General features: G+C 70.4%; 15 protein-coding genes and 1 tRNA gene. 9 read left to right on the forward strand and 7 right to left on the reverse strand.

Annotation, left to right across the window (positions count from 1 at the left end; translation table 11 throughout):
• Positions 1-65: 65 nt before the first annotated feature.
• The gene (locus FY549_RS10050) at positions 66-2,975 is read left to right on the forward strand and encodes a UPF0182 family protein (RefSeq protein WP_149084886.1); all 2,910 of its coding nucleotides are present in this window, start codon (positions 66-68) and stop codon (positions 2,973-2,975) included.
• Positions 2,976-3,272: 297 nt separating this feature from the next.
• Here the strand turns inward: FY549_RS10050 and FY549_RS10055 are convergent, their stop codons facing one another.
• On the reverse strand, positions 3,273-3,710 hold the full coding sequence (locus FY549_RS10055) for a hypothetical protein (protein ID WP_149084887.1): 438 nt from the start codon (positions 3,708-3,710) through the stop codon (positions 3,273-3,275).
• 482 nt (positions 3,711-4,192) lie between these two features.
• On the opposite strand from FY549_RS10055, the gene FY549_RS10060 reads away from it, so the two are divergent.
• Positions 4,193-5,035, forward strand: coding sequence for a universal stress protein (locus tag FY549_RS10060; RefSeq protein ID WP_149084888.1), 843 nt, complete (start codon positions 4,193-4,195; stop codon positions 5,033-5,035).
• 19 nt (positions 5,036-5,054) lie between these two features.
• Here FY549_RS10060 and FY549_RS10065 read toward each other — a convergent pair whose 3' ends face one another.
• The 4 genes from FY549_RS10065 to FY549_RS10080 all read right to left on the reverse strand — a co-directional run bounded on the left by FY549_RS10065 (position 5,055) and on the right by FY549_RS10080 (position 8,404).
• Complete coding sequence (locus FY549_RS10065; protein ID WP_200838640.1) at positions 5,055-5,930, reverse strand: aminoglycoside phosphotransferase family protein; 876 nt, start codon at positions 5,928-5,930, stop codon at positions 5,055-5,057.
• 61 nt (positions 5,931-5,991) lie between these two features.
• Entirely contained in the window at positions 5,992-6,678 is a 687-nt protein-coding gene (locus tag FY549_RS10070) for a TMEM175 family protein (RefSeq protein WP_149084889.1), read from the reverse strand.
• Between the two features lie 25 nt (positions 6,679-6,703).
• The gene (locus FY549_RS10075; RefSeq protein ID WP_149084890.1) at positions 6,704-7,864 is read right to left on the reverse strand and encodes a glutathione-independent formaldehyde dehydrogenase; all 1,161 of its coding nucleotides are present in this window, start codon (positions 7,862-7,864) and stop codon (positions 6,704-6,706) included.
• Positions 7,865-8,330: 466 nt separating this feature from the next.
• Positions 8,331-8,404, reverse strand: a tRNA-Met gene (locus FY549_RS10080).
• A gap of 78 nt (positions 8,405-8,482) precedes the next feature.
• On the opposite strand from FY549_RS10080, the gene FY549_RS10085 reads away from it, so the two are divergent.
• Positions 8,483-9,292 (forward strand): carbon-nitrogen hydrolase family protein, encoded by an 810-nt coding sequence (locus FY549_RS10085; protein ID WP_149084891.1) that lies wholly within the window; start codon positions 8,483-8,485, stop codon positions 9,290-9,292.
• A 10-nt stretch (positions 9,293-9,302) separates the two neighbouring features.
• On the opposite strand, the gene FY549_RS10090 is transcribed toward FY549_RS10085, so the two are convergent.
• Complete coding sequence (locus FY549_RS10090; protein WP_149084892.1) at positions 9,303-10,505, reverse strand: aminotransferase class I/II-fold pyridoxal phosphate-dependent enzyme; 1,203 nt, start codon at positions 10,503-10,505, stop codon at positions 9,303-9,305.
• A gap of 95 nt (positions 10,506-10,600) precedes the next feature.
• Here FY549_RS10090 and FY549_RS10095 point away from each other — a divergent pair, with 95 nt between their 5' ends.
• The 3 genes from FY549_RS10095 to FY549_RS10105 are packed head-to-tail and all read left to right on the forward strand — an operon-like array spanning position 10,601 to position 14,893.
• The gene (locus tag FY549_RS10095; RefSeq protein ID WP_149084893.1) at positions 10,601-12,160 is read left to right on the forward strand and encodes a S1C family serine protease; all 1,560 of its coding nucleotides are present in this window, start codon (positions 10,601-10,603) and stop codon (positions 12,158-12,160) included.
• A 46-nt stretch (positions 12,161-12,206) separates the two neighbouring features.
• Complete coding sequence (locus FY549_RS10100) at positions 12,207-13,460, forward strand: CDP-glycerol glycerophosphotransferase family protein (RefSeq protein ID WP_149084894.1); 1,254 nt, start codon at positions 12,207-12,209, stop codon at positions 13,458-13,460.
• Entirely contained in the window at positions 13,457-14,893 is a 1,437-nt protein-coding gene (locus tag FY549_RS10105; RefSeq protein WP_149084895.1) for a CDP-glycerol glycerophosphotransferase family protein, read from the forward strand. Before FY549_RS10100 ends, FY549_RS10105 begins: the two co-directional genes overlap by 4 nt.
• Before the next feature lie 11 nt (positions 14,894-14,904).
• Here FY549_RS10105 and FY549_RS10110 read toward each other — a convergent pair whose 3' ends face one another.
• Positions 14,905-15,930: a glycosyltransferase family 2 protein gene (locus FY549_RS10110; protein ID WP_374114493.1), complete on the reverse strand. Its 1,026-nt coding sequence runs from the start codon at positions 15,928-15,930 to the stop codon at positions 14,905-14,907.
• A 148-nt stretch (positions 15,931-16,078) separates the two neighbouring features.
• Here FY549_RS10110 and FY549_RS10115 point away from each other — a divergent pair, with 148 nt between their 5' ends.
• The 3 genes from FY549_RS10115 to FY549_RS10125 are packed head-to-tail and all read left to right on the forward strand — an operon-like array spanning position 16,079 to position 18,736.
• Entirely contained in the window at positions 16,079-17,362 is a 1,284-nt protein-coding gene (locus tag FY549_RS10115) for a CDP-glycerol glycerophosphotransferase family protein (protein ID WP_149084896.1), read from the forward strand.
• Entirely contained in the window at positions 17,359-18,129 is a 771-nt protein-coding gene (locus FY549_RS10120) for a biotin--[acetyl-CoA-carboxylase] ligase (protein ID WP_149084897.1), read from the forward strand. Before FY549_RS10115 ends, FY549_RS10120 begins: the two co-directional genes overlap by 4 nt.
• Positions 18,130-18,187: 58 nt before the next feature.
• Entirely contained in the window at positions 18,188-18,736 is a 549-nt protein-coding gene (locus tag FY549_RS10125) for a PH domain-containing protein (RefSeq protein ID WP_149084898.1), read from the forward strand.
• Positions 18,737-18,767 lie beyond the last annotated feature (31 nt).

Here is an 18,767-nt window from a genome sequence, read left to right on the forward strand (position 1 = left end):
CGCCGTGACCTCGCCGTGACCGGCATGACAGCCGCCCCACAGCGAGCGGTGCCTAGGATGGAGGGGTGACCTCGACCCCAGCCCAGCCCCCGGCCACGCCTCGAACCTCCCGACGCATCCTCGGTATCTCCCTGGTGATCATCGCCGCGCTCATCGCGGCGTTCTTCGTCTTCGCGTCGCTCTACACCGAATTCCTCTGGTTCGACCAGGTCGGGTTCACCGGCGTGCTCACCACGCAGTGGATCGCGACGGCGGTGATGTTCGTCGTCGGCTTCCTCGGCATGGCGGTGCCGCTGTTCGTCGTCATCCAGCTGGCCTATCGCCTGCGTCCGGTCTACGTCCGGCTGAGTTCGCAGCTCGACCGGTACCAGGAGGTCATCGAACCCCTTCGCCGACTCGCGATGTGGGGCATGCCCATCTTCTTCGGTCTCTTCGCCGGTTTCGCGGCGGCGGGCAACTGGAAGACCGTGTGGCTGTGGGCCAACGGCGTCGCCACCGGGGACGTCGACCCGCAGTTCGGTGTCGACACCGGCTTCTACATGTTCGCGATGCCGTTCTACTCGATCCTCCTCGCGTTCGTGTCGGCGGTCCTGCTGCTCTGCCTGCTCGTCACCGCACTGGTGTCGTACCTCTACGGCTCGGTCCGGATCGGCCAGGGAGAGCTGCGGATCTCCAAGCCCGCCCGTATCCAGCTCGCGGTCATCGCGGGCCTGTACCTGCTCGTCCAGGCGGCGAGCCTGTGGCTGGACCGCTACAAGACCCTCGTCGAACCGGACGACCGCATCACGGGTGCCGCGTACACGGGCGCCAATGCGACGATTCCCGGCCTCGGGATCCTCGCGATCATCGCCGCCGTCGTCGCCATCCTCTTCTTCATCACCGCGGTGATCGGCCGCTGGCGTTTCCCGCTCGCCGCGACAGCGCTGCTGATCGTCGCCTCTCTCGTGGTGGGCATCGGCTACCCGTGGGTGGTCACCACCTTCCAGGTGAAGCCGAACCAGAACGCCTATCAGGCCGAGTACTACCAGCGGAACATCGACGGCACGAAGGAGGCCTATGGCGTCGCCGACCTGGAGACCACGGCCTTCGAGGCCGAGACCGACGCCGAGGCGGGTCAGCTCCGCGCCGACGCCGAGACGACAGCGTCGATCCGCATCATGGACCCCAAGGTCATCCCGCCGACGGTCCGCCAGCTCGAGCAGTACCGCGGCTACTACCAGTTCCAGACCACCATGGACGTCGACCGCTACGAGATCGACGGCGTGAAGCAGGACACCGTCGTCTCCGTCCGCGACCTCGACATGTCGGGTCTCGGCGACGGCGACAACTGGAACAACCGCGTCGCGGTCTACACGCACGGCTACGGCCTCGTCGCGGCGGCGGGCAACCAGCGTACGACCGACGGCGAGCCGGTGTTCCTCGAGCGCGGCATCCCGACCTCGGGCTTCCTGTCCGAGCAGGGCGACTTCGAGCCGCGGGTGTACTTCGGCGAGAACTCCCCGGAGTACTCGATCGTGGGGGCGCCCGAGGGTGCTGACCCGGTCGAGATCGACTACCCGCGGGGCAAGGACGGGTCCAGCGAGACGAAGACGACGTTCTCCGGGAACGGCGGACCGAAGATCGGCGACAGCTTCACCAAGCTGCTCTACGCGCTGAAGTTCCAGTCGGAGCAGATCCTGTTCTCGAACCTCGTCAACGAGGACTCGCAGATCCTCTACGACCGTGACCCGAAGACGCGCGTGCAGAAGGTCGCGCCGTACCTCGAGCTCGACAGCGACCCGTATCCGAGCGTGGTGGACGGACGCATCGTCTGGATCGTGGACGGCTACACCACGAGCTCCACGTACCCGTACTCCACGAGCGTCAGCCTGTCCGACGCGATCGCCGACTCGAACGTGCCGACGCCGTCGCTCGCGATCGACGACATCAACTACATCCGCAACTCGGTCAAGGCCACGGTCGACGCCTACGACGGCTCGGTCACGCTGTACGCCTGGGACGAGGAGGACCCGGTCCTGAAGACCTGGCAGAAGGTCTACCCGTCGACCCTCAAGCCGATCAGCGAGATGTCGGGCGAGCTGATGAGCCACGTCCGGTATCCGACCGACCTGTTCAAGGTGCAGCGCGACATCCTCGGCATCTACCACGTCGACAAGGCGGGCTCGTTCGCCCAGCAGGACAACCGCTGGCAGACGCCGAACGACCCGCGCAGCGACGCGATGCTGCAGCCGCCGTACTACCTGACGATGCAGATGCCGGGTCAGGACGAACCGCGGTTCTCGATGTTCTCGACGTTCATCCCCGCGTCCCAGGGCGCCGGGGGCAGCCGTGACGTGCTGATGGGCTACCTGGCCGTCGACTCGGATGCCGGCGCCGAGAAGGGCGTCAAGGCCGAGGGGTACGGGCAGTTGCGCATGCTGGAGATCGATACGGACACCACGGTGCCCGGTCCCGGTCAGGTGCAGAACACCTACAACTCGGACACGGCGGTGGTGCCACAGCTGAACCTGCTCCAGCAGGGAGAGTCCGAAGTCATCTACGGCAACCTGCTGACGCTTCCCGTCGGTGGCGGTCTGCTCTACGTCCAGCCCGTCTACGTGCAGTCCTCCGAGGGCACGCAGCTGCCGCGCCTGCAGAAGGTGCTCGTCGCCTTCGGTGACCGGGTGGCCTTCGAGAACACCCTCACCGAGGCTCTGGACACGCTCTTCGGCGGAGATTCCGGGGCGACCGGCGGCGATGACGAGGTCGAACCCACGGACCCGGAGACGACCGATCCGGACACGGGCGAGACGCCGACGACGCCGCCCACCCCGACCGACGAGCAGGCCGATGCTCTGGCGCAGGCCCAGCAGGCGCTGCTCGACCGTCAGGCGGCCCTGACCGAGGGCGACCTCGAGAAGTTCGGCGAGGCCGACAAGCGGCTCACTGCGGCCGTCGAGAAGCTCCTGGAGCTCGAGGCCGCCGCAGGCGAGTGACCTCATGAAAGGGCGCCCCCCTGGGGCGCCCTTTCGTGTTCCCTGCCGCTCGTGCCCGCGACATCCGTCCGCGGCATCAGGCGGTCGCGCACCATCAGGCGACCTCCGGCACCAGCGACTGATTCCACGCGGGTGCCTGTGCCAACGAGAGGGGAGTCTCGGAGACTTCGAGCGCTGTTCAGCGTGTGAGCGCAAGGGCGTACCGCATCCGGTAGCGGCCTTCCTTTCCTGACTCATCTGGAGGCCTCCGATGCAATCCGCACCCCGCGCCCGACTGTTCCGCCGAGACGAGAGGGATCAGCTCACCCCCTGGTCAATGCGCATCTCTCGACCGTGATCCCGGGAGTCAGGGTCTCGGTCAACACCGTTCTCAGCTCCCTCGAACGCCAGCCGGACGAATACGTGCTCGACCCCTGGGTCACGGAGCGCGCGACCATCGTCGTGGAGCAGCGCGAGCGTGTCGTCGCCGCGGCCCACCTGCAGCGTTTCTCCGGCGACGCCCGCGTGAGTGACGACTATCGCGACGCAGGGCTGATCCAGTTCGCGCTGGCGTTCCCGGAGGTCGATGAGCCTCTGGCGATCGATGTCCTGCTGCGCGCATGCCGGGCCCAGCTCCGGGCGTGGTCGGTCGCGGCGGCGTTCGCGGATGGCCAGCTCCCGTTCCCCGGAGCCGCCGGGGTTCCCGCCGCCTGGCCCCACGTGCGCGCGGCCCTGGCACGGGCGGGGTTCGCGCACGTGGGCTCCACAGAGGTCGTGCTGATGGCGACGTCGACAGCACTCGTGGGTGCGCGTGCCGGAAGCGAGGGGGGTCCCGGTGCGCAGGGAACTCGGGGGCGTACGCGCGGTCCTCGTCGCCGTCGACGACCCGAGGGACCGCACCAGCTGGCCGGGCTTCCAGGAGGTCACGGAGAACGCCCGTGGTTGGCGGTTCGAACGCGCGGAGGCGGCTCGCGCACACCGGCGCCCGCGCGTCGTCAGGCGACACCCGCTGTTGAAGCCTGCGTTCGCGCGGGCGCCTGTCGCGGCGTCCGGGAGTGCGCACACGGCAGAGGGAACGTGCCCCGTGGCACGAGGCGCCCGCGCGGCATCAGGCGACCTCGCGCGCGGGCGGCCTGAGCCGGCGCGACCGCCTGTGCCGCCGGAGGGTTTTGTCCGGGACGGACCGTCGCGCGGGGAGCGGGTGGCATGGGAGGGTGGAGGGGAACAGGGAGGTTGTCGTGACTGAGCGCATCGTCGTAGGAGTGGTGGACACGTCGGCGGGACGACGAGCACTGGAGTGGGCCGCGCTTCGCGCACGGTCGCGGAAGGCCGGTCTGCTCCTCGCGAGCGTCGTGGGCGGAGCGGTCGGCGCTGTCGGGGAAGGTCCGGTGGTCGACGCCGCGATCGCGGCGGCGCGCGGTCTGCTGGAGGAGCACGCGGAGACGCTGAAGGCCCAGGGCCTGGACGTCGACATCGTCGTGCTCCGCGGCGACCCGGTCCGACAGCTCGTCTCCACCACGGCGGGGGCGAACCTCCTCGTGATCGGAAGCGACTTCCGATCGGATCATGCCGACAGCCCTCGGCGCGGTGTGCACGGTCTGCGCATCGTCGCCGACTCGTCCTGCCCCGTCGTGGTGATCCCGGACGTCGACACGCGCGACCGCCGGGGCGTCGTCGTCGGCGTCGATGGGTCGCCGATCTCGGAGGCTGCCGTCGCCTTCGCCGCTGCGGAAGCCGACCGTCTCGGGGAACCCCTCATCCCGGTGACCGTGTGGACGCCCGTCCCTCTTCCGCGGGGATCGAGGGCGTACCCCGAGCAGTATCTGTCCTCCATGCAGGAGCTGTCCGAAGAGACCCTCGCCGTGGCCCTCGCCGGACTGCGCCCCGCGTATCCGGGCCTCGAGATCCGGCCCCGTGTCGAACGCGGATACCCGTCCGAAGTCATCAATCGGGCGGCCGCCACCGCCAGCCTCGCTGTCGTCGGCTCGCATGGACGAGGGGCCGTCGCCCGGTTCCTTCTGGGCTCCATCAGCCACGAGGTGCTCGCGGCGCTCGCGGCCCCCACCGCCGTCGTCCGCTGACGGCGAAGACCTGACAGCCTCAGAGGGGGCTGGTCAGCACTTCGTGGAGCACACGCCAGCTGTCGTCGCCGCCTGGTCCTGACCCGCGGGACAGCGTCACCAGCGCCTTCCACAGCGCCCATCCGCGAGCTCGTCGCCACGTCGCGGCGTCGAGGCCCGCTGCGGCGCGGAAGGCGTCACGAGCTTCCCCTTCGAAGTACGTCCACGCCATCACGAGGTCGCAGGCGGGATCGCCGACGCCGCAGGTGCCGAAGTCGATCATGGCCGACAGGCGGTCGTCACTGACGAGGAGATTCCCGACGGCGACGTCGCCGTGGAACCAGACGGGCGCTGACTCCCACGCGCTCGTCGTCGCGGTGCGCCACACGCTCCGGCAGAGCGCCGCGTCCACGGTGCCGTCCAATCGCTCCAGAGCGGCGTCGACGTCGTCGCTGTAGACGCTCGGATGGGAGCCGCGATGAAACGAGTGCCGGCCGGCCGGCTCTCCCGCGTCCACGGGAAGAGACCTCAGCACGCCGAGAAGGCTCCCGAGGTCGCTGGCGAGGCGGATACGGTCGAGCCGCGCGGCGTCGTCGACGGTGTCACCGGCCAGCCAGCGGCGGACCGACCACGGGAACGGGTACTGGCGGCCGGGTTCCCCGAGCGCCACGACGGAGGGAACGGCGACCGGGAGTCGTCCGTCGAGGTACGCGAGCGCCCTGTGCTCCTTCTGCACGGCTGCGGCGTAGGCCTCGCCGCGCGGGAGCCGAACCGACAACTCGTCTCCCAGGCGGAACGTCCTGTTGTCCCAGCCTTGACGCGCCACCGCGCGTACGGGCAGGTGCGCCCAACGAGGGAACTGCTCCGCGACGAGCTCGGCCGCCACGCGCTCATCGATGTCGACTGGTCGGCTCACGCCTCGATCCTTCCAGAGGAGAGGGCGAACTGCCGGTACGCACGGGATCGGCGCGCACGGCCTAGGAGCGCGAGGGGGACAACAGTTGCGGCCCGTGGTCGTGGCCGTGGCTCGTCAACCCGTAGAACGCCGGAAGCGCGAGGAAGATGATCGACGCGACGAGCGGGTGCACGACGACGCCGAGGACTCCGGCAGCGAGGTAGAGCGCGACCCCGACGAGAGCGCGCGGACGCTCGTGGACGAAGTACGCGTCGTCGACGTCGTCCTTCGTGAGGTCGGGGTGACGGGCCAAATAGGAGAAGAAGACCAGCCACGAGGAGCACAGCAGGGCCCCGACGAGAGCATACAGAGCCACCGCGACCCTCTCGTCCGTGAGATTCCCCGTCCTCGCCGTCTCCGCGATCACGGCCGTGGGCCATGGGACCAGTGCGAGCGTTGCGAGGATGCCGAGGTTGGCCCATTGCAGACCGCGATCCATCTCCCGGATCCGCGTGAAGGCGGCCTTGTGGTTCAGCCAGATGACGGCGAGATAGACATAGGAGCCGGCGTACGCCAGATAGGTCGGCCACTCCTCGAGGAGGGCGGGCAGCAGCTCGCCCTCCTCGGCTCGGGGTGGCCGGAGGTCGAGCACGAGCAGCGTGATGACGATGGCGATGATCGCATCGCTGAACGCGATCGCCCGGCCGGGGTCCGCACGCCCCGCGCCGGACACCGGGTATCGCCGCTTGCGCCCGCCGTCCGTCCTCATCGTCGTCGCTCTCGCACGCGCCGGGTCACGCCGCCGACGACGTGTGATCCGGGTGCAGCACGACCTTCGTCCAGCCGTCGTCCCGGTTGTCGAAGTGCTCGTACGCCTGCGGCGCCTCGTCGAGGGCGAGATCGTGGCTGACGACGCGGGAGGGAGTCGCCTTGCCTCCGGCGATGAGGTCGCGCAGCGGTCGGTTGTACTTCTTCACCGGACACTGCCCGCTGCCGAGCTTCTGGCCGCGGAACCAGAACTCCCCGAAGTCGAAGGCGAGCTTGCCCTGCCTGGCCAGGTCATCCGCAGCACCCGGGTCCTGCGGGATGAACACCCCGACGACGCCGATCTGTCCCGTGAACCGCACCGACTTCACGAGCCGGTTCAGGGTGAGGGCCGGGTCTTCATTCCCGCTCGGATCGTGCGCCTGGTAGCCGACGCATTCGCATCCGTTGTCGGCACCCAGGCCCATCGTCATCTCGTTGACCGCCTCGACAGGATCCACCGCGGAGTCGTCGATCGCGATCGCGCCGAGCTCCTCGATCTTGCGGAGCCGGTCGGGATGCCGGTCCACGACCATGACCTTTCCCGCGCCCTTGAGGATCGCGGAGTACGCGGCCATGTACCCCACGGGACCCGCGCCGTAGATCACGGTCTGGTCCCCGGGCTTCACATCGGCGAGCCCCGTGGCGTGGTAGCCGGTCGGGAAGATGTCCGCGAGCATCACGTAGTCGTTCTGCTTCTCCGCGGCGTCTTCTCCCAGGCGGAGGCAGTTGAAGTCACCCCAGGGCACCCTCAGGAGTTCTGCCTGGCCGCCGGCCCACGGCCCCATGTCGGCGAAGCCGTAGGCAGCTCCCGCCCATTCGGGGACGGGCTGCGCGGTCAGACAATAGTTGGTGAAGCCCCGCTCGCAGTTTTTGCAGTGTCCGCAGGCGACGTTGAAGGGGACCGCGACGTAGTCGCCGACTCGCACCTTGTCGACGCCGCTGCCGACCTCGATCACTTCGCCGAGGTTCTCGTGGCCGAACCATCGGCCGGTCTCGAAGCTCGTCCGGCCTTCGTACATGTGCAGGTCCGATCCGCAGATGTCCGTCGTCGTGATGCGGACCAGCACGTCGGTCGGGCGTTCGATACGGGCATCCGGTACGTCGGTGACACTGACCGTACGCGGGCCCTCGTACACTACTGCTCTCATTTCCTCTTCCTTTCAACGATGTGAAACGTCGATGGGGTGTCGCAGTGGAGAGCGCTGGTCAGGCCACCTCGCTTCGGCTCTTTCGGTGAGCCGGGCCATCGTGCCCCTGCGTGCCCCTGAGACTGAGGGCCTTCCCAGAGTCCGGCCGGGGGAGGACAATGCCCCGAGGCGGCACCGAGGGCATCGCGGGCGGGGCTTTTCGCGTGCCCGCCCCCGATTCCGGATCAGAATCGCCCCTCGGACGCCTTGCCGCGGAGCGCTTCTGATCGCGCACCTGCGCGGAGCACGGGCTCCGTCCGTGGCGGATCGAAGACGGGCCTGGGGGACCCGGCGGAGGAACGGAAGTGATCCGGGGACGGGAGGTAGCGCGACGAGAGGGGCACGTTGAGGAGATCCCACACGGACGCCGGACATGCGAAAGGCCCCCTGGACTGGGATTTCTCCCGGCCAGAGGGCCCTTCATTTGTTGCGGGGACAGGATTTGAACCTGCGACCTCCGGGTTATGAGCCCGGCGAGCTACCGAACTGCTCCACCCCGCGGCACAAGAGATAACTTATCACGGATCCGGAGAGGCGTCGAATCGGGCGCGAGCCTGGCGGGTGCGAGAGGATGGCGTCATGTCCGACAACTCCGCCGTTCCCGTCGCCGTGTGTCAGTTCGCCCCCTCCGATTCGCGCGAGGCCAACCGGGAGCGCATCGCCGAACTCGCGACCGAGGCCGCCAGGCTCGGGGCGAAGCTCGTCGTCTTCCCGGAGTACTCGAGTTTCTTCGTCGATCCGATGGACGAACGCCTCGCGGCCAACGCGGAAGACCTCGACGGCGACTTCGTGTCGGGACTCATCGCTCTGGCTGCGGAGCTGGCGGTCGTCATCGTCGCGGGCGTCACCGAGAAGGCCTCCGACGCGGGGCGGGTGCGGAACGCGGTCGTCGCGGTGCGCGGTGACGGCATCCTGGCGGTGTACCGCAAGCAGCACCTGTACGACGCCTTCGGGCAGACCGAGTCGGACTGGGTGGAGCCGGGGGAGATCGGCGAGCCTGCCGTGTTCGACGTCGGGGGCCTGCGCTTCGGACTGATGACCTGCTACGACCTGCGGTTCCCGGAAGTGTCGCGGCTGCTCGCGGTCGCCGGCGCCGATGCCCTGGTCGTCCCCGCGGAGTGGGTGCGCGGGCCGCTCAAGGAACAGCACTGGACGACGTTGCTCGCAGCCCGAGCCATCGAGAACACGGTGTTCGTGATCGCCGCGGACCATCCGGCGCCGATCGGCGTCGGGCACTCCCGCATCGTCGACCCCCAGGGAGTCGTGCGTGCCGGGATCGGGGCCGAGCCGGGGGTGGCGCTGGGCGTCGTCGAGAGCGCCGCGATCACGAGGGTCCGGGAGACGAACCCCTCGCTCCGGGCGCGGCGCTACACCGTGGTACCGCGGTGACGGGATCGGCTCAGGGCCGCAGGCCCGCGAGACGGACGGCCGCCTCCTCCAGCACCTCGACCCGCTTGCACGCCGCGAAACGGACCAGCCCCGCGTAGTCGGCACGGTGTGCGGGGGAGACGAAGGCGGTGAGGGGGATGGCCACGACTCCGGCGCGCTCCGGGAGTGCACGGCAGAAGGCCGCCGCGTCGTGGCCGGCGAGAGCGGTCGCGTCGGCCACCGTGAAGTACCCGCCCTGTGGTGCGTGGACCTCGAAGCCGGCTGCACGCAGACCCTCACCGAGGATCGCGTGCTTGCGCGCCAGCAGCGACGCGGCATCGCGGAAGAACCGGTCGTCCAGGCGCAGGCCGACGGCGACAGCGGGCTGGAAGGGCGCGCCGTTGACGTAGGTGAGGTACTGCTTGACGGTCAAGACAGCGGTGATGAGCGCCGCCGGTCCGTGCACCCAGCCGATCTTCCATCCCGTCGCCGAGAAGGTCTTCCCGGCCGAGGAGATGGTGAGCGTCCGTTCCGCGGCTCCGGGCAGGGTCGCGATCGGCGTGTGCGGTTCGTGGAACGTGAGGTGCTCGTAGACCTCGTCGGTGACGATCACGGCGTCGTGCCGCGCGGCCACTCGCACCACCTCCCGGCGCACCTCCTCGCTAAAGACCGCTCCCGTGGGGTTGTGCGGGTCGTTGACGAGGATGATCCGCGTCCGGTCGGAGACCGTCTGGGCGAGCTGCTCCAGGTCGGGCTGGAAATCGGGTGCCCGCAGCGGCACGGTGCGGAGGCGAGCCCCCGCGAGCGCCACCGCGGCCGCGTAGGAGTCGTAGTAGGGCTCGAAGACCACGACCTCGTCGTCCGGCCCGTCGATCAGTGCCAGCAGCGTCGCGGTGAGAGCTTCGGTGGCACCGGCGGTCACGACGATCTCGGTCGCCGGATCCACCGTGAGCCCGTAGAACCGGTGCTGGTGCTCGGCGATCGCCTTGAGGAGGTCCGGGAAACCGCGCCCGGGCGGATACTGGTTGACTCCGTCGGCGATCGCCGCGCGCGCGGCCGCGAGCACGGCCTCCGGGCCGTCCTCGTCCGGGAAGCCCTGCCCCAGATTGATCGCCCCGGTTCGGACCGCTGCGGCGGACATCTCTGCGAAGATGGTGGGCGCAACGGTACCGTCCGCAGCGAGCAGGCCAGCGCCGGCCGCCGTGCGACGCCAGGCGCCGGAGATGACACTCATGAAGAACAGGCTAAGGCCATAGCGGAAACTCAAGCCCGGCATACGAAACGCACAGGGTCGCGGGGCATCCTGAAGGAGCGTTGAAGGAGCACACCATGAACCAGGACAACCCGCAGGACCGCCCGGCACCGGCGTCGGACGACGCCGTGTCGGCCGGACAGACCCCCCTCACCCCTGAGACCCCGCAGAGCGCGCCGTCCCCGGCCGTCGAGAGCCCCACGGGCACCCCGGCCGCTTCCACCCCGGCCGCGACGCAGGGGCATCACATGCCGCCGACGTTCGCGTCGCGCGCCGCCGACGGCCCGACCGTCGCCCCGGTGCCGCACGGACTCGCCACTCCCGGCCCCGCCGCTGCTGGCATCCCCGGCGCAGCGTTCGGTGTCCCGGCACAGGACACCCGGCCGCTCGACGGCACGGTCCCGCCGACCGACGGCACACCCACCGCCACCAAGGAGAAGTCGCGCGGCGGCACCCGTGTCGCGGCGTTCATCGTCGCGGCCGCGCTCGTCGGCGGTGTCGCGGGCTTCGGAGGCGGCGCGCTGCTCACCGGATTGCAGGAGTCCCCGTCGTCCGGCACCGCACAGGGGCCGCAGACCGTCACCGTGAACAACCCCGGCTCGGTCAACGAGACCACCGCCGTCGCCACCGAGGCCCTTCCCTCCGTCGTCACCATCGAGGTGGCGGGCTCCCAGGAGGCCGGCAGCGGCTCGGGCGTCATCATCAGCGAGGACGGCTACGTCCTCACCAACACGCACGTGGTCACCCTCGGCGGAGCGGCGGCCGATCCGACCATCCGCGTCACGACGTCGGACGGCCGTATCTACGAGGCGACCGTGGTCGGCACCGACCCGATCTACGACCTCGCGGTGATCAAGCTCACCGATGCCGAGGGCCTCACGCCGATCGAGTTCGCGGACTCGTCGAAGCTCAACGTCGGCGACACCGCCGTGGCTCTGGGTGCTCCGCTGGGGCTCGCCAACTCGGTCACGACCGGCATCGTGAGCGCGCTGAACCGCAGCATCCAGATCGCCTCGTCCGCTCTGCCCGACTCCTCCTCCGAGGACGCTCCGCAGGAGCAGGCGCCGGAGGGCGGCCAGAGCGAGGGACCCTTCCAGTTCGACCTGCCGGGCAACACCGGGCAGCAGGCCACCGAGTCGATCTCGATCGCCGTGATCCAGACGGACGCCGCGATCAACCACGGCAACTCCGGCGGTGCGCTCGTCAACAGCAAGGGCGAGCTGATCGGCATCAACGTGGCGATCGCCAGCGCGGGCAACTCGGAGGACTCGGGCTCGATCGGTATCGGCTTCGCCATCCCGTCCAACATCGCCCAGCGGGTCTCCGAGGAGATCATCGCCGACGGCGCGGCCACCCACGGGCTGCTCGGCGCGTCCGTCCGCGACGCGTCCAGCGTCGAGGGAGCCACCGTCGCCGGGGCCTACCTCGCCGAAGTCACGAACGGAGGCGCGGCGGCGGCCGCCGGGCTCGAGGCCGGAGACGTCGTGACCCGCTTCAACGGGGTGCCGATCACCGGAGCGACCGATCTGACAGCCCAGGTCCGTGCGGCAGCGGCGAACAGCAAGGCCGAGGTCACCTATGTCCGGGACGGCAAGGAGAGCGAGATCGAGGTCACGCTCGGCACACTCGCCGGCTGATCCCGACGCACAGAGTAGGACGCCACCCGCGCGATAGGCTCGCCGGGTGGCGTCCTTCTCTTTCGGCACCGGCAACGCGGCCAAGCTGCTCCGGATCCCGCTGTACGCCATCGGCCGTCTCGGAACCCTCGTCGTCCCGCGCGGCAGCCGGTGGGTGTTCGGGTGTGGTGCCGGCGTGGGAGACGGTGCGCTCGCCCTGCTGAGGTATGCAGCGGCGGCGGGCCATGACACCCTGTGGCTCGCCGGGTCGCCACGGGAAGCGGCCGATGCCGAGGCCCTCGGCCTGCGGACCGTGCTGCGCGGCGGGTTCCGTGGCTGGTGGGCGACCGCTCGTGCCGGTGTGCTGGTCGTCACGCACGGCTTCGGCGACGTGAACCGTTACGGCAACGGCGGTGCCTTCATCGTGCAGCTCTGGCACGGCATCCCGCTCAAGCGCATCGGCCTCGATTCTCCCGCCACGACCCAGGTGCCGGCGGTGCCGGGTGCACCGGTCCTGAGACGGCTCGTCGGGCTCCTGTACCGGGGTGCGGCGCAGCGGATCCGTGTGCTGCCTGCGGCCTCGCACCGCGCCAGGGCGCGCCTCGAGTCTGCGTTCGGGCTGGGCGGTGACCGCGTGGTGCTGACCGGGGAACCGCGCGTCGACGTGCTCTCCTCCGGCACCCCCGAGGAGCGCCGTGCGGTCGCGCGCGAACGGCTCGCCGCGGCGGTCGGTCCGATCGATGAGGGCAGCCGGGTCATCCTGTACGCACCGACCTGGCGTGACGGCGCCCCCGACCCCTCGGTGCCGACAGCCGAGGAGTGGGTGCGCATCATGCGGCTCCTGGTCGAGCAGGATGCGGTTCTGCTCGTCCGGTCCCACCCGCTCGGAGACGGATCCTACGCACCGCCGCTGCCGACCGCCCGAGTGCGTGCCCTTCCGAGCACGGTCGTCAGCGATGTCACGCCGGTGCTTCCCGCGGTCGACGTCCTCGTCACGGACTACTCCTCCCTCGCGTACGACGTGGGGCTGCTCGCCATGCCGGTCGTCTTCCTCGCTCCGGACGTCCACGAGTACGCACGCACGCGCGGTTTCTACGGTCGCTTCGAGGACGTGGCGGCGGCCGGGGCCGCGACCGGGTGGGAGGCCGTCCTCGCCCGGCTGTCGTCGCTGCTGGACGATGCGTCCGCGTTCGACGAGGCCGCCGCGCGTTCCGCTACGCTCAGCGCGGAGATGCACGCGTTCCGCGACGGTCAGAACACCCGTCGGGTGTACCGGGTGATCCGCTCGCGGGGTGTTCCCGCGCCGAAGGGAGCAGTATGACGACGGCCCGCATCGATGACACGGCACAGGCGCTGGTCATCGCAGGGACAGGGCAGCGTCCGGAGAGTGCTGAGCTCACCGGACCACGAGCGCGGGTGGTGGCCCGCCTCACCGGTGGGGGAAAGACCTGGAAGGCGACGTTCGCATTGCGTACGTCCCGGTGGGGTGGTGCCGAGCTGCCGCTGCCGTCCGGAGAGTACGAGCTCCGCATCGACGGCACCGATCTGCGGGAACTGCAGCTGGCGCCGATCGTCCTTCCCGGCCTCCGGATCGCCGTCGAGGGCACGGCGGTTCGCATCGCCCCGCCCATCGACCCCGTCTACGACACGGCGGAAGGGCGCTCCACGCTCGAGGAGCGCTATGTGGCCCAGGCCGGCGGCACGGAGAACGCCGTGTTCTTCGAGAGCTTCTACGGGCGCACCGCCGGGTGCAACCCGCGCGCGATCGACCGGGAACTCGCAGCGCGGGCTCCGCAGGTGCGCCGCTACTGGAGTGTCGCCGATCTGTCCGTCGAGGTCCCGGACGGCGCGATCGCGGTGATCGAAGGCAGCCCGGAGTGGTGGCACGCCCGCGGGGCCGCGCGGCTGCTCGTCGTGAACGACTGGCTGCGGCGTCGCTTCGCCCGCAAACCGGGGCAGAAGGTGCTGCAGACCTGGCACGGCACGCCCCTCAAGCGCCTGGCGCTGCACCGGCCCGGTTTCGATCCGCGCCGGATGGCGGCCGTGGTGAAGGAGTCCCGGCGGTGGGACGTGCTGCTCGCACAGAACACCTATTCCGCGCGCATCCTCCGCAAGGCGTACGCGTTCTTCGGCCGGCCGATCTGGGTCGACGGCTATCCACGCAACGACGCGCTCCGCACCGCCGATCCCGTCGCCGTGCGTGCGGCCCTCGGCATCGGCGCGGACGAGCACGTCCTCCTCTACGCCCCGACCTGGCGCGACGACCGGGCGGAGATGGTCGACTTCGTCGATCCGGAGCTCCTCGCGCGGCAGACGAACTCCGTCGTGCTCGTGCGCGGCCACTCGCGCACGCTGGAGCAGGGGAGGGACCGCGCCGGTGCCCGGGTGATCGACGTGACGGGATACCCGGAGACGTCGCAGCTCCTGCTCGCCGCCGACGCCCTCGTCACGGACTACTCCTCCGTCATGTTCGACTTCTCGGTCACCGGCAAGCCGATGTACTTCCTGGTCCCCGACCTCGACCACTACCGGGGGCAGCTCCGCGGTTTCTACTTCGATCTCGCCGCGCGCGCCCCGGGCCCTCTGGTCCGGACTCAGGACGAGCTCGTGGCCGCACTGGACGACGACGGACACCGCGAGCGGTATGCGGAGCGCTACGCGGCGTGGCAGCGGCAGTTCAATGCGCTCGACGACGGCGATGCCGCTCGTCGGGTCGTGGATCGGATCGTCGACCTCGGCTTCGTGACGCCGTAGCTGCCGCCCACTCAGGGCAGCGGGGTGTTGCGCGTGCCGAGGCGCGAGGCGTCCACGGTGTCGCCGGCACCCCGCAGCACGCCGCTGAGGAAGCCGAGACCCCACGAGAGGTGCATGGTCGGCAGGACGACCAGCGTCCATAGGCGCTGGCGTACCCCGCCCCCGCCCGGAGCGAGGGCGACTCCCACCACGAGGAGCGCGTAGAGCGCCAGCGGGACGGAGACCACGCACGCGGCGATCAGGGACGCGGTGCCGGCCACGACGCCGGTGAGCTGCAGCACGCCGAGCAGCACGGCGAGGGCGACGAACACCACGAGCACGGGCGGGGCGAAGTAGCGGAGGCCGTTGCGCCGTCCGAAGCGGCGCACGAGTTCTCCTCGCCAGGCGCCCGTCGCCCGGAACTGCCGCGCCAGCCGCAGCCAGCTCTCCCGCGGCCAGTACGTCACCGACAGCTCGGGGTCGAACCACACCCGGTGTCCGGCCTGCCGGATGCGCAGGTTCAGCTCCCAGTCCTCGCCGCGGCGGATGGACTCGTCGAACAGGCCGACCTCGTCCAGAACGGCTCGCCGCATCACGCCGAGGTAGGCGGACTCCGCCTCGCCTTCGACTCGACCGCCGTGGTACGCCCCGCCGCCGAGACCGACGGGGGAGTTGTACAGCCGGGCCACGGCCTTCTGGAAGGGAGTGCGCCCCTCCGCGTGCATGACACCGCCGACGTTGGCGGCTCCGGAACGGTCGAGGGTCTGCAGCGCGCGCGCCGCGTAGCCAGGAGCGAGTTCGGAATGCGCGTCGACCCGCACGATGGTGTCGTAGCGGCTGGCCCGGATCGCGGCGTTGAGCCCGACGGGGATGTGCGCCGCGGGATTCTCGACCAGGCGGATCCGGTCGTCGGCCGCAGCGAGGGTGCGGGCGAGGTCGGTGGTGCCGTCGGAGGAGGGGCCGAGGGCGAGGACGAGCTCGGTCGGCCCTCCCACCTCCTGGGCGAGCACCGATGCGACGGCGTGCTCCAGGTATGCGCGCTCGTTGAGCACCGGCATCACGAAGGACACCCCGGGGATGGGGGCGGGGGATCCGTTGGCAGGCACACGTCGATCATGTCACGGGCCGGTCTCCCGTTCTCCCAGGCGGAGCGCAGCCGCCCGCCGTCCGCCGGGAGACGCGAGCGGGACGAACTATCCTGGTGGGATGGGTGCACTCTCTGACGCGAAGAAGGCCTACCGTCTCCTGCGGCGGGCGCTCGCGTCGCGCTCCGCCGTGCAGCGCGTCCGCCGTCGTCTGGCGGATCAGGAGCCCTACCCGGCGGATCACTTCCGCATCGCGGTCTACTTCGCCGACGGTGCCGTGAACATGTACCAGATGCGCCAGTGGTACCGCCCGCTCGCGGCGCTCGCGGAGCGCTGGCCCGTCGTGGTCCTGGCGCGGCAGGCGACCGGCGCCGAGAGGCTCCTGGAGGAGGACGCGCCGCCCGTCGCGTTCGTCCCGAAGGTACGCGACCTCGAGCGCTTCCTCGCCACCCAGGACATCCGCATCGTCCTGTATGTCAACCAGAACACCCGCAACTTCCAGATGTTCCGGTACGGCCGCCGCTGGCACGTGTTCATCAACCACGGCGAGTCCGACAAGATGTACATGACCACGAACCAGTACAAGGCGTACGACTACGCCTTCGTCGCCGGTCAGGCCGCCAGGGACCGCCTTTCCCGCACACTGTGGGACTACGACGTCGAGCGGCGGACCATCGAGATCGGCCGTCCCCAGGCGGACCACTACTCGGGCTCGCTGCCGTACAGTCCGGACGACCGTCTCGTCGTCCTGTACGCCCCGACCTGGGAGGGCGACCGTCCGAGCGCGCACTACGGGTCGATCGCATCGCATGGGGAGCGCCTCGTCGGGCAGCTTCTGGCGACGGGACGGCACCGGGTCATCTACCGGCCGCACCCCCGCAGCGGCGTGGTCGACGAGGCCTACGGGGCGGCGCACCGGCGGATCATCGCCGCCATCGCCGCGGCCAACGCGGTCGACCCGGCGGCCCAGCACGTCTACGACGACGGGGCCGAGCTGGGCTGGCAGTTGGCCGCGGCCGACGTCGCGATCGTGGATATCTCGGCCATGGTGTACGACCGGCTCGCGGCGGGGAAACCGCTCATGATCACCCGCCCGGTCGACGAGCGGGCGGCCGTCGACACCACCGGCTACCTGTCGGATTGCGAGTGGCTGACCGCGGAGTCCGCGGGCGACATCGTCGCGGAGCTGGAGCGCGTCCGCGCCGACGAGGCTGCGGTCGCGCGCCTGCAGATGTGGGTCCGCCATTACTTCGGCGACACCACCCCCGGGGTGGCGACGCAGAAGTTCCATGCGGCTGTCGACGGGTTGATGCAGGAGTGGGAGCGCTGGCGCGATCGTGAGATCGGTGCCGTCCGCGGCGACGAGGACGATGACGACGACGAGGCGGACGACGAGGACGCATGAGTCGTTCCTTCCCCCGCTCCCGTGCCCTCGCCCCGCGTGTCGAGGTGCTCGCCGCGACCGGATCCACGAACGCCGACCTGCGGGCGCACGCTACCGACCCCGCGGACTGGCCGCACCTGTCCGTGCTGCTCACCCGGGAACAGACCGCGGGACGCGGCCGGCTCGACCGTCGATGGGAGGCCCCCGCGGGCAGTGCGCTCGCGGTGTCGGTGCTCCTTCGCGATCTGCCCGCCGATTACGCCGCGCGCGGCTGGATCCCGCTGGCGGCCGGGGCCGCGATGGCGGAGGCGGTCGCCGCCCAGCTTCCCGGTCACGCCGTGGCGCTCAAGTGGCCGAATGACGTCCTCGTCGACGGTCGGAAGATCTGCGGAATCCTCGCCGAAGCGGGGCCGGATGCGGTCATCGTCGGGGCGGGGGTGAACACCGCCATGACGGCGGCGCAGCTCCCGGTGCCCACCGCCACGTCCTTCGCCGTGCACGGTGTCGCCGTCGACGAGGATGCGCTGCTCCACGACTACCTGATGGCGCTGGACCGTCACCTGGCCTCGCTCGTCGCGGCGGGTGACGCGGTCGGAAGTGGCCTGCGCGACGCGGTGACCGCGCGGTGTGCCACGGTCGGGCAGCCGGTCCGGGTCTCGCTCCCCGGCGGGGCGGTACTCGAGGGCGCGGCCGTCGGCATCGACGATGAGGGTCGCCTGGTCGTCGACGCGGGCGGCGTCGAGCACCCGGTCGCGGCGGGCGACGTCGTGCACGTGCGCCCGGCGTGACGCGGGGACACGCCGCCCCGCGGACGGCGTTGTCGGCGATCCCGGGCACAATGGGGGTGTGACCCAGCCCGTGACGCTCGGTGGACGACCGCTGATGCCGCCGCCCGGCACTCCCGCCGAGGAGCTGTTGATCGCGCGCTTCCGCGCTCATGCGCGCCGGCTGTTCTGGTCCGCGCTCGTCCTCATCGCCACGTTCGGGGCCACCGCCTACTTCTACGGCAATCTGCCGCCCGGCTTCGAGGACTGGATGCTGCTCGCCGCCGCGGGACTCGTCGTCCTCGTCGCGGTCGTCATCCCCTTCATCGTCTGGTACTCGCGCACGACGACCATCACCACGCGTCGAGTGATCGCGGCGCAGGGCCTCGGTTCGCGGCACCGCCGCGAGATGTCGCATGCCAGGGGTTACACCATCGCTGTCCGCCGCGGTCCTCTGCAGCGGATGTGGGGCTGTGGGAACATCACGCTCTCGAACGGGGTCGACGCGCCGCTCCGACTCGTCAACGTGCCGAATGTGACCCTGGTCCACGAGACGCTCGCCGACCAGGTCGAGGTGGGGCAGATCCTCGCCCACCGCGATGCGCAGGCGAGCGGAGACGACTTCGCCTGAGCCCGCCCCGGTGCCGGGACGACGTGGTCGC

This window comes from Microbacterium sp. 1S1 (assembly GCF_008271365.1).
GTDB lineage: Bacteria > Actinomycetota > Actinomycetes > Actinomycetales > Microbacteriaceae > Microbacterium.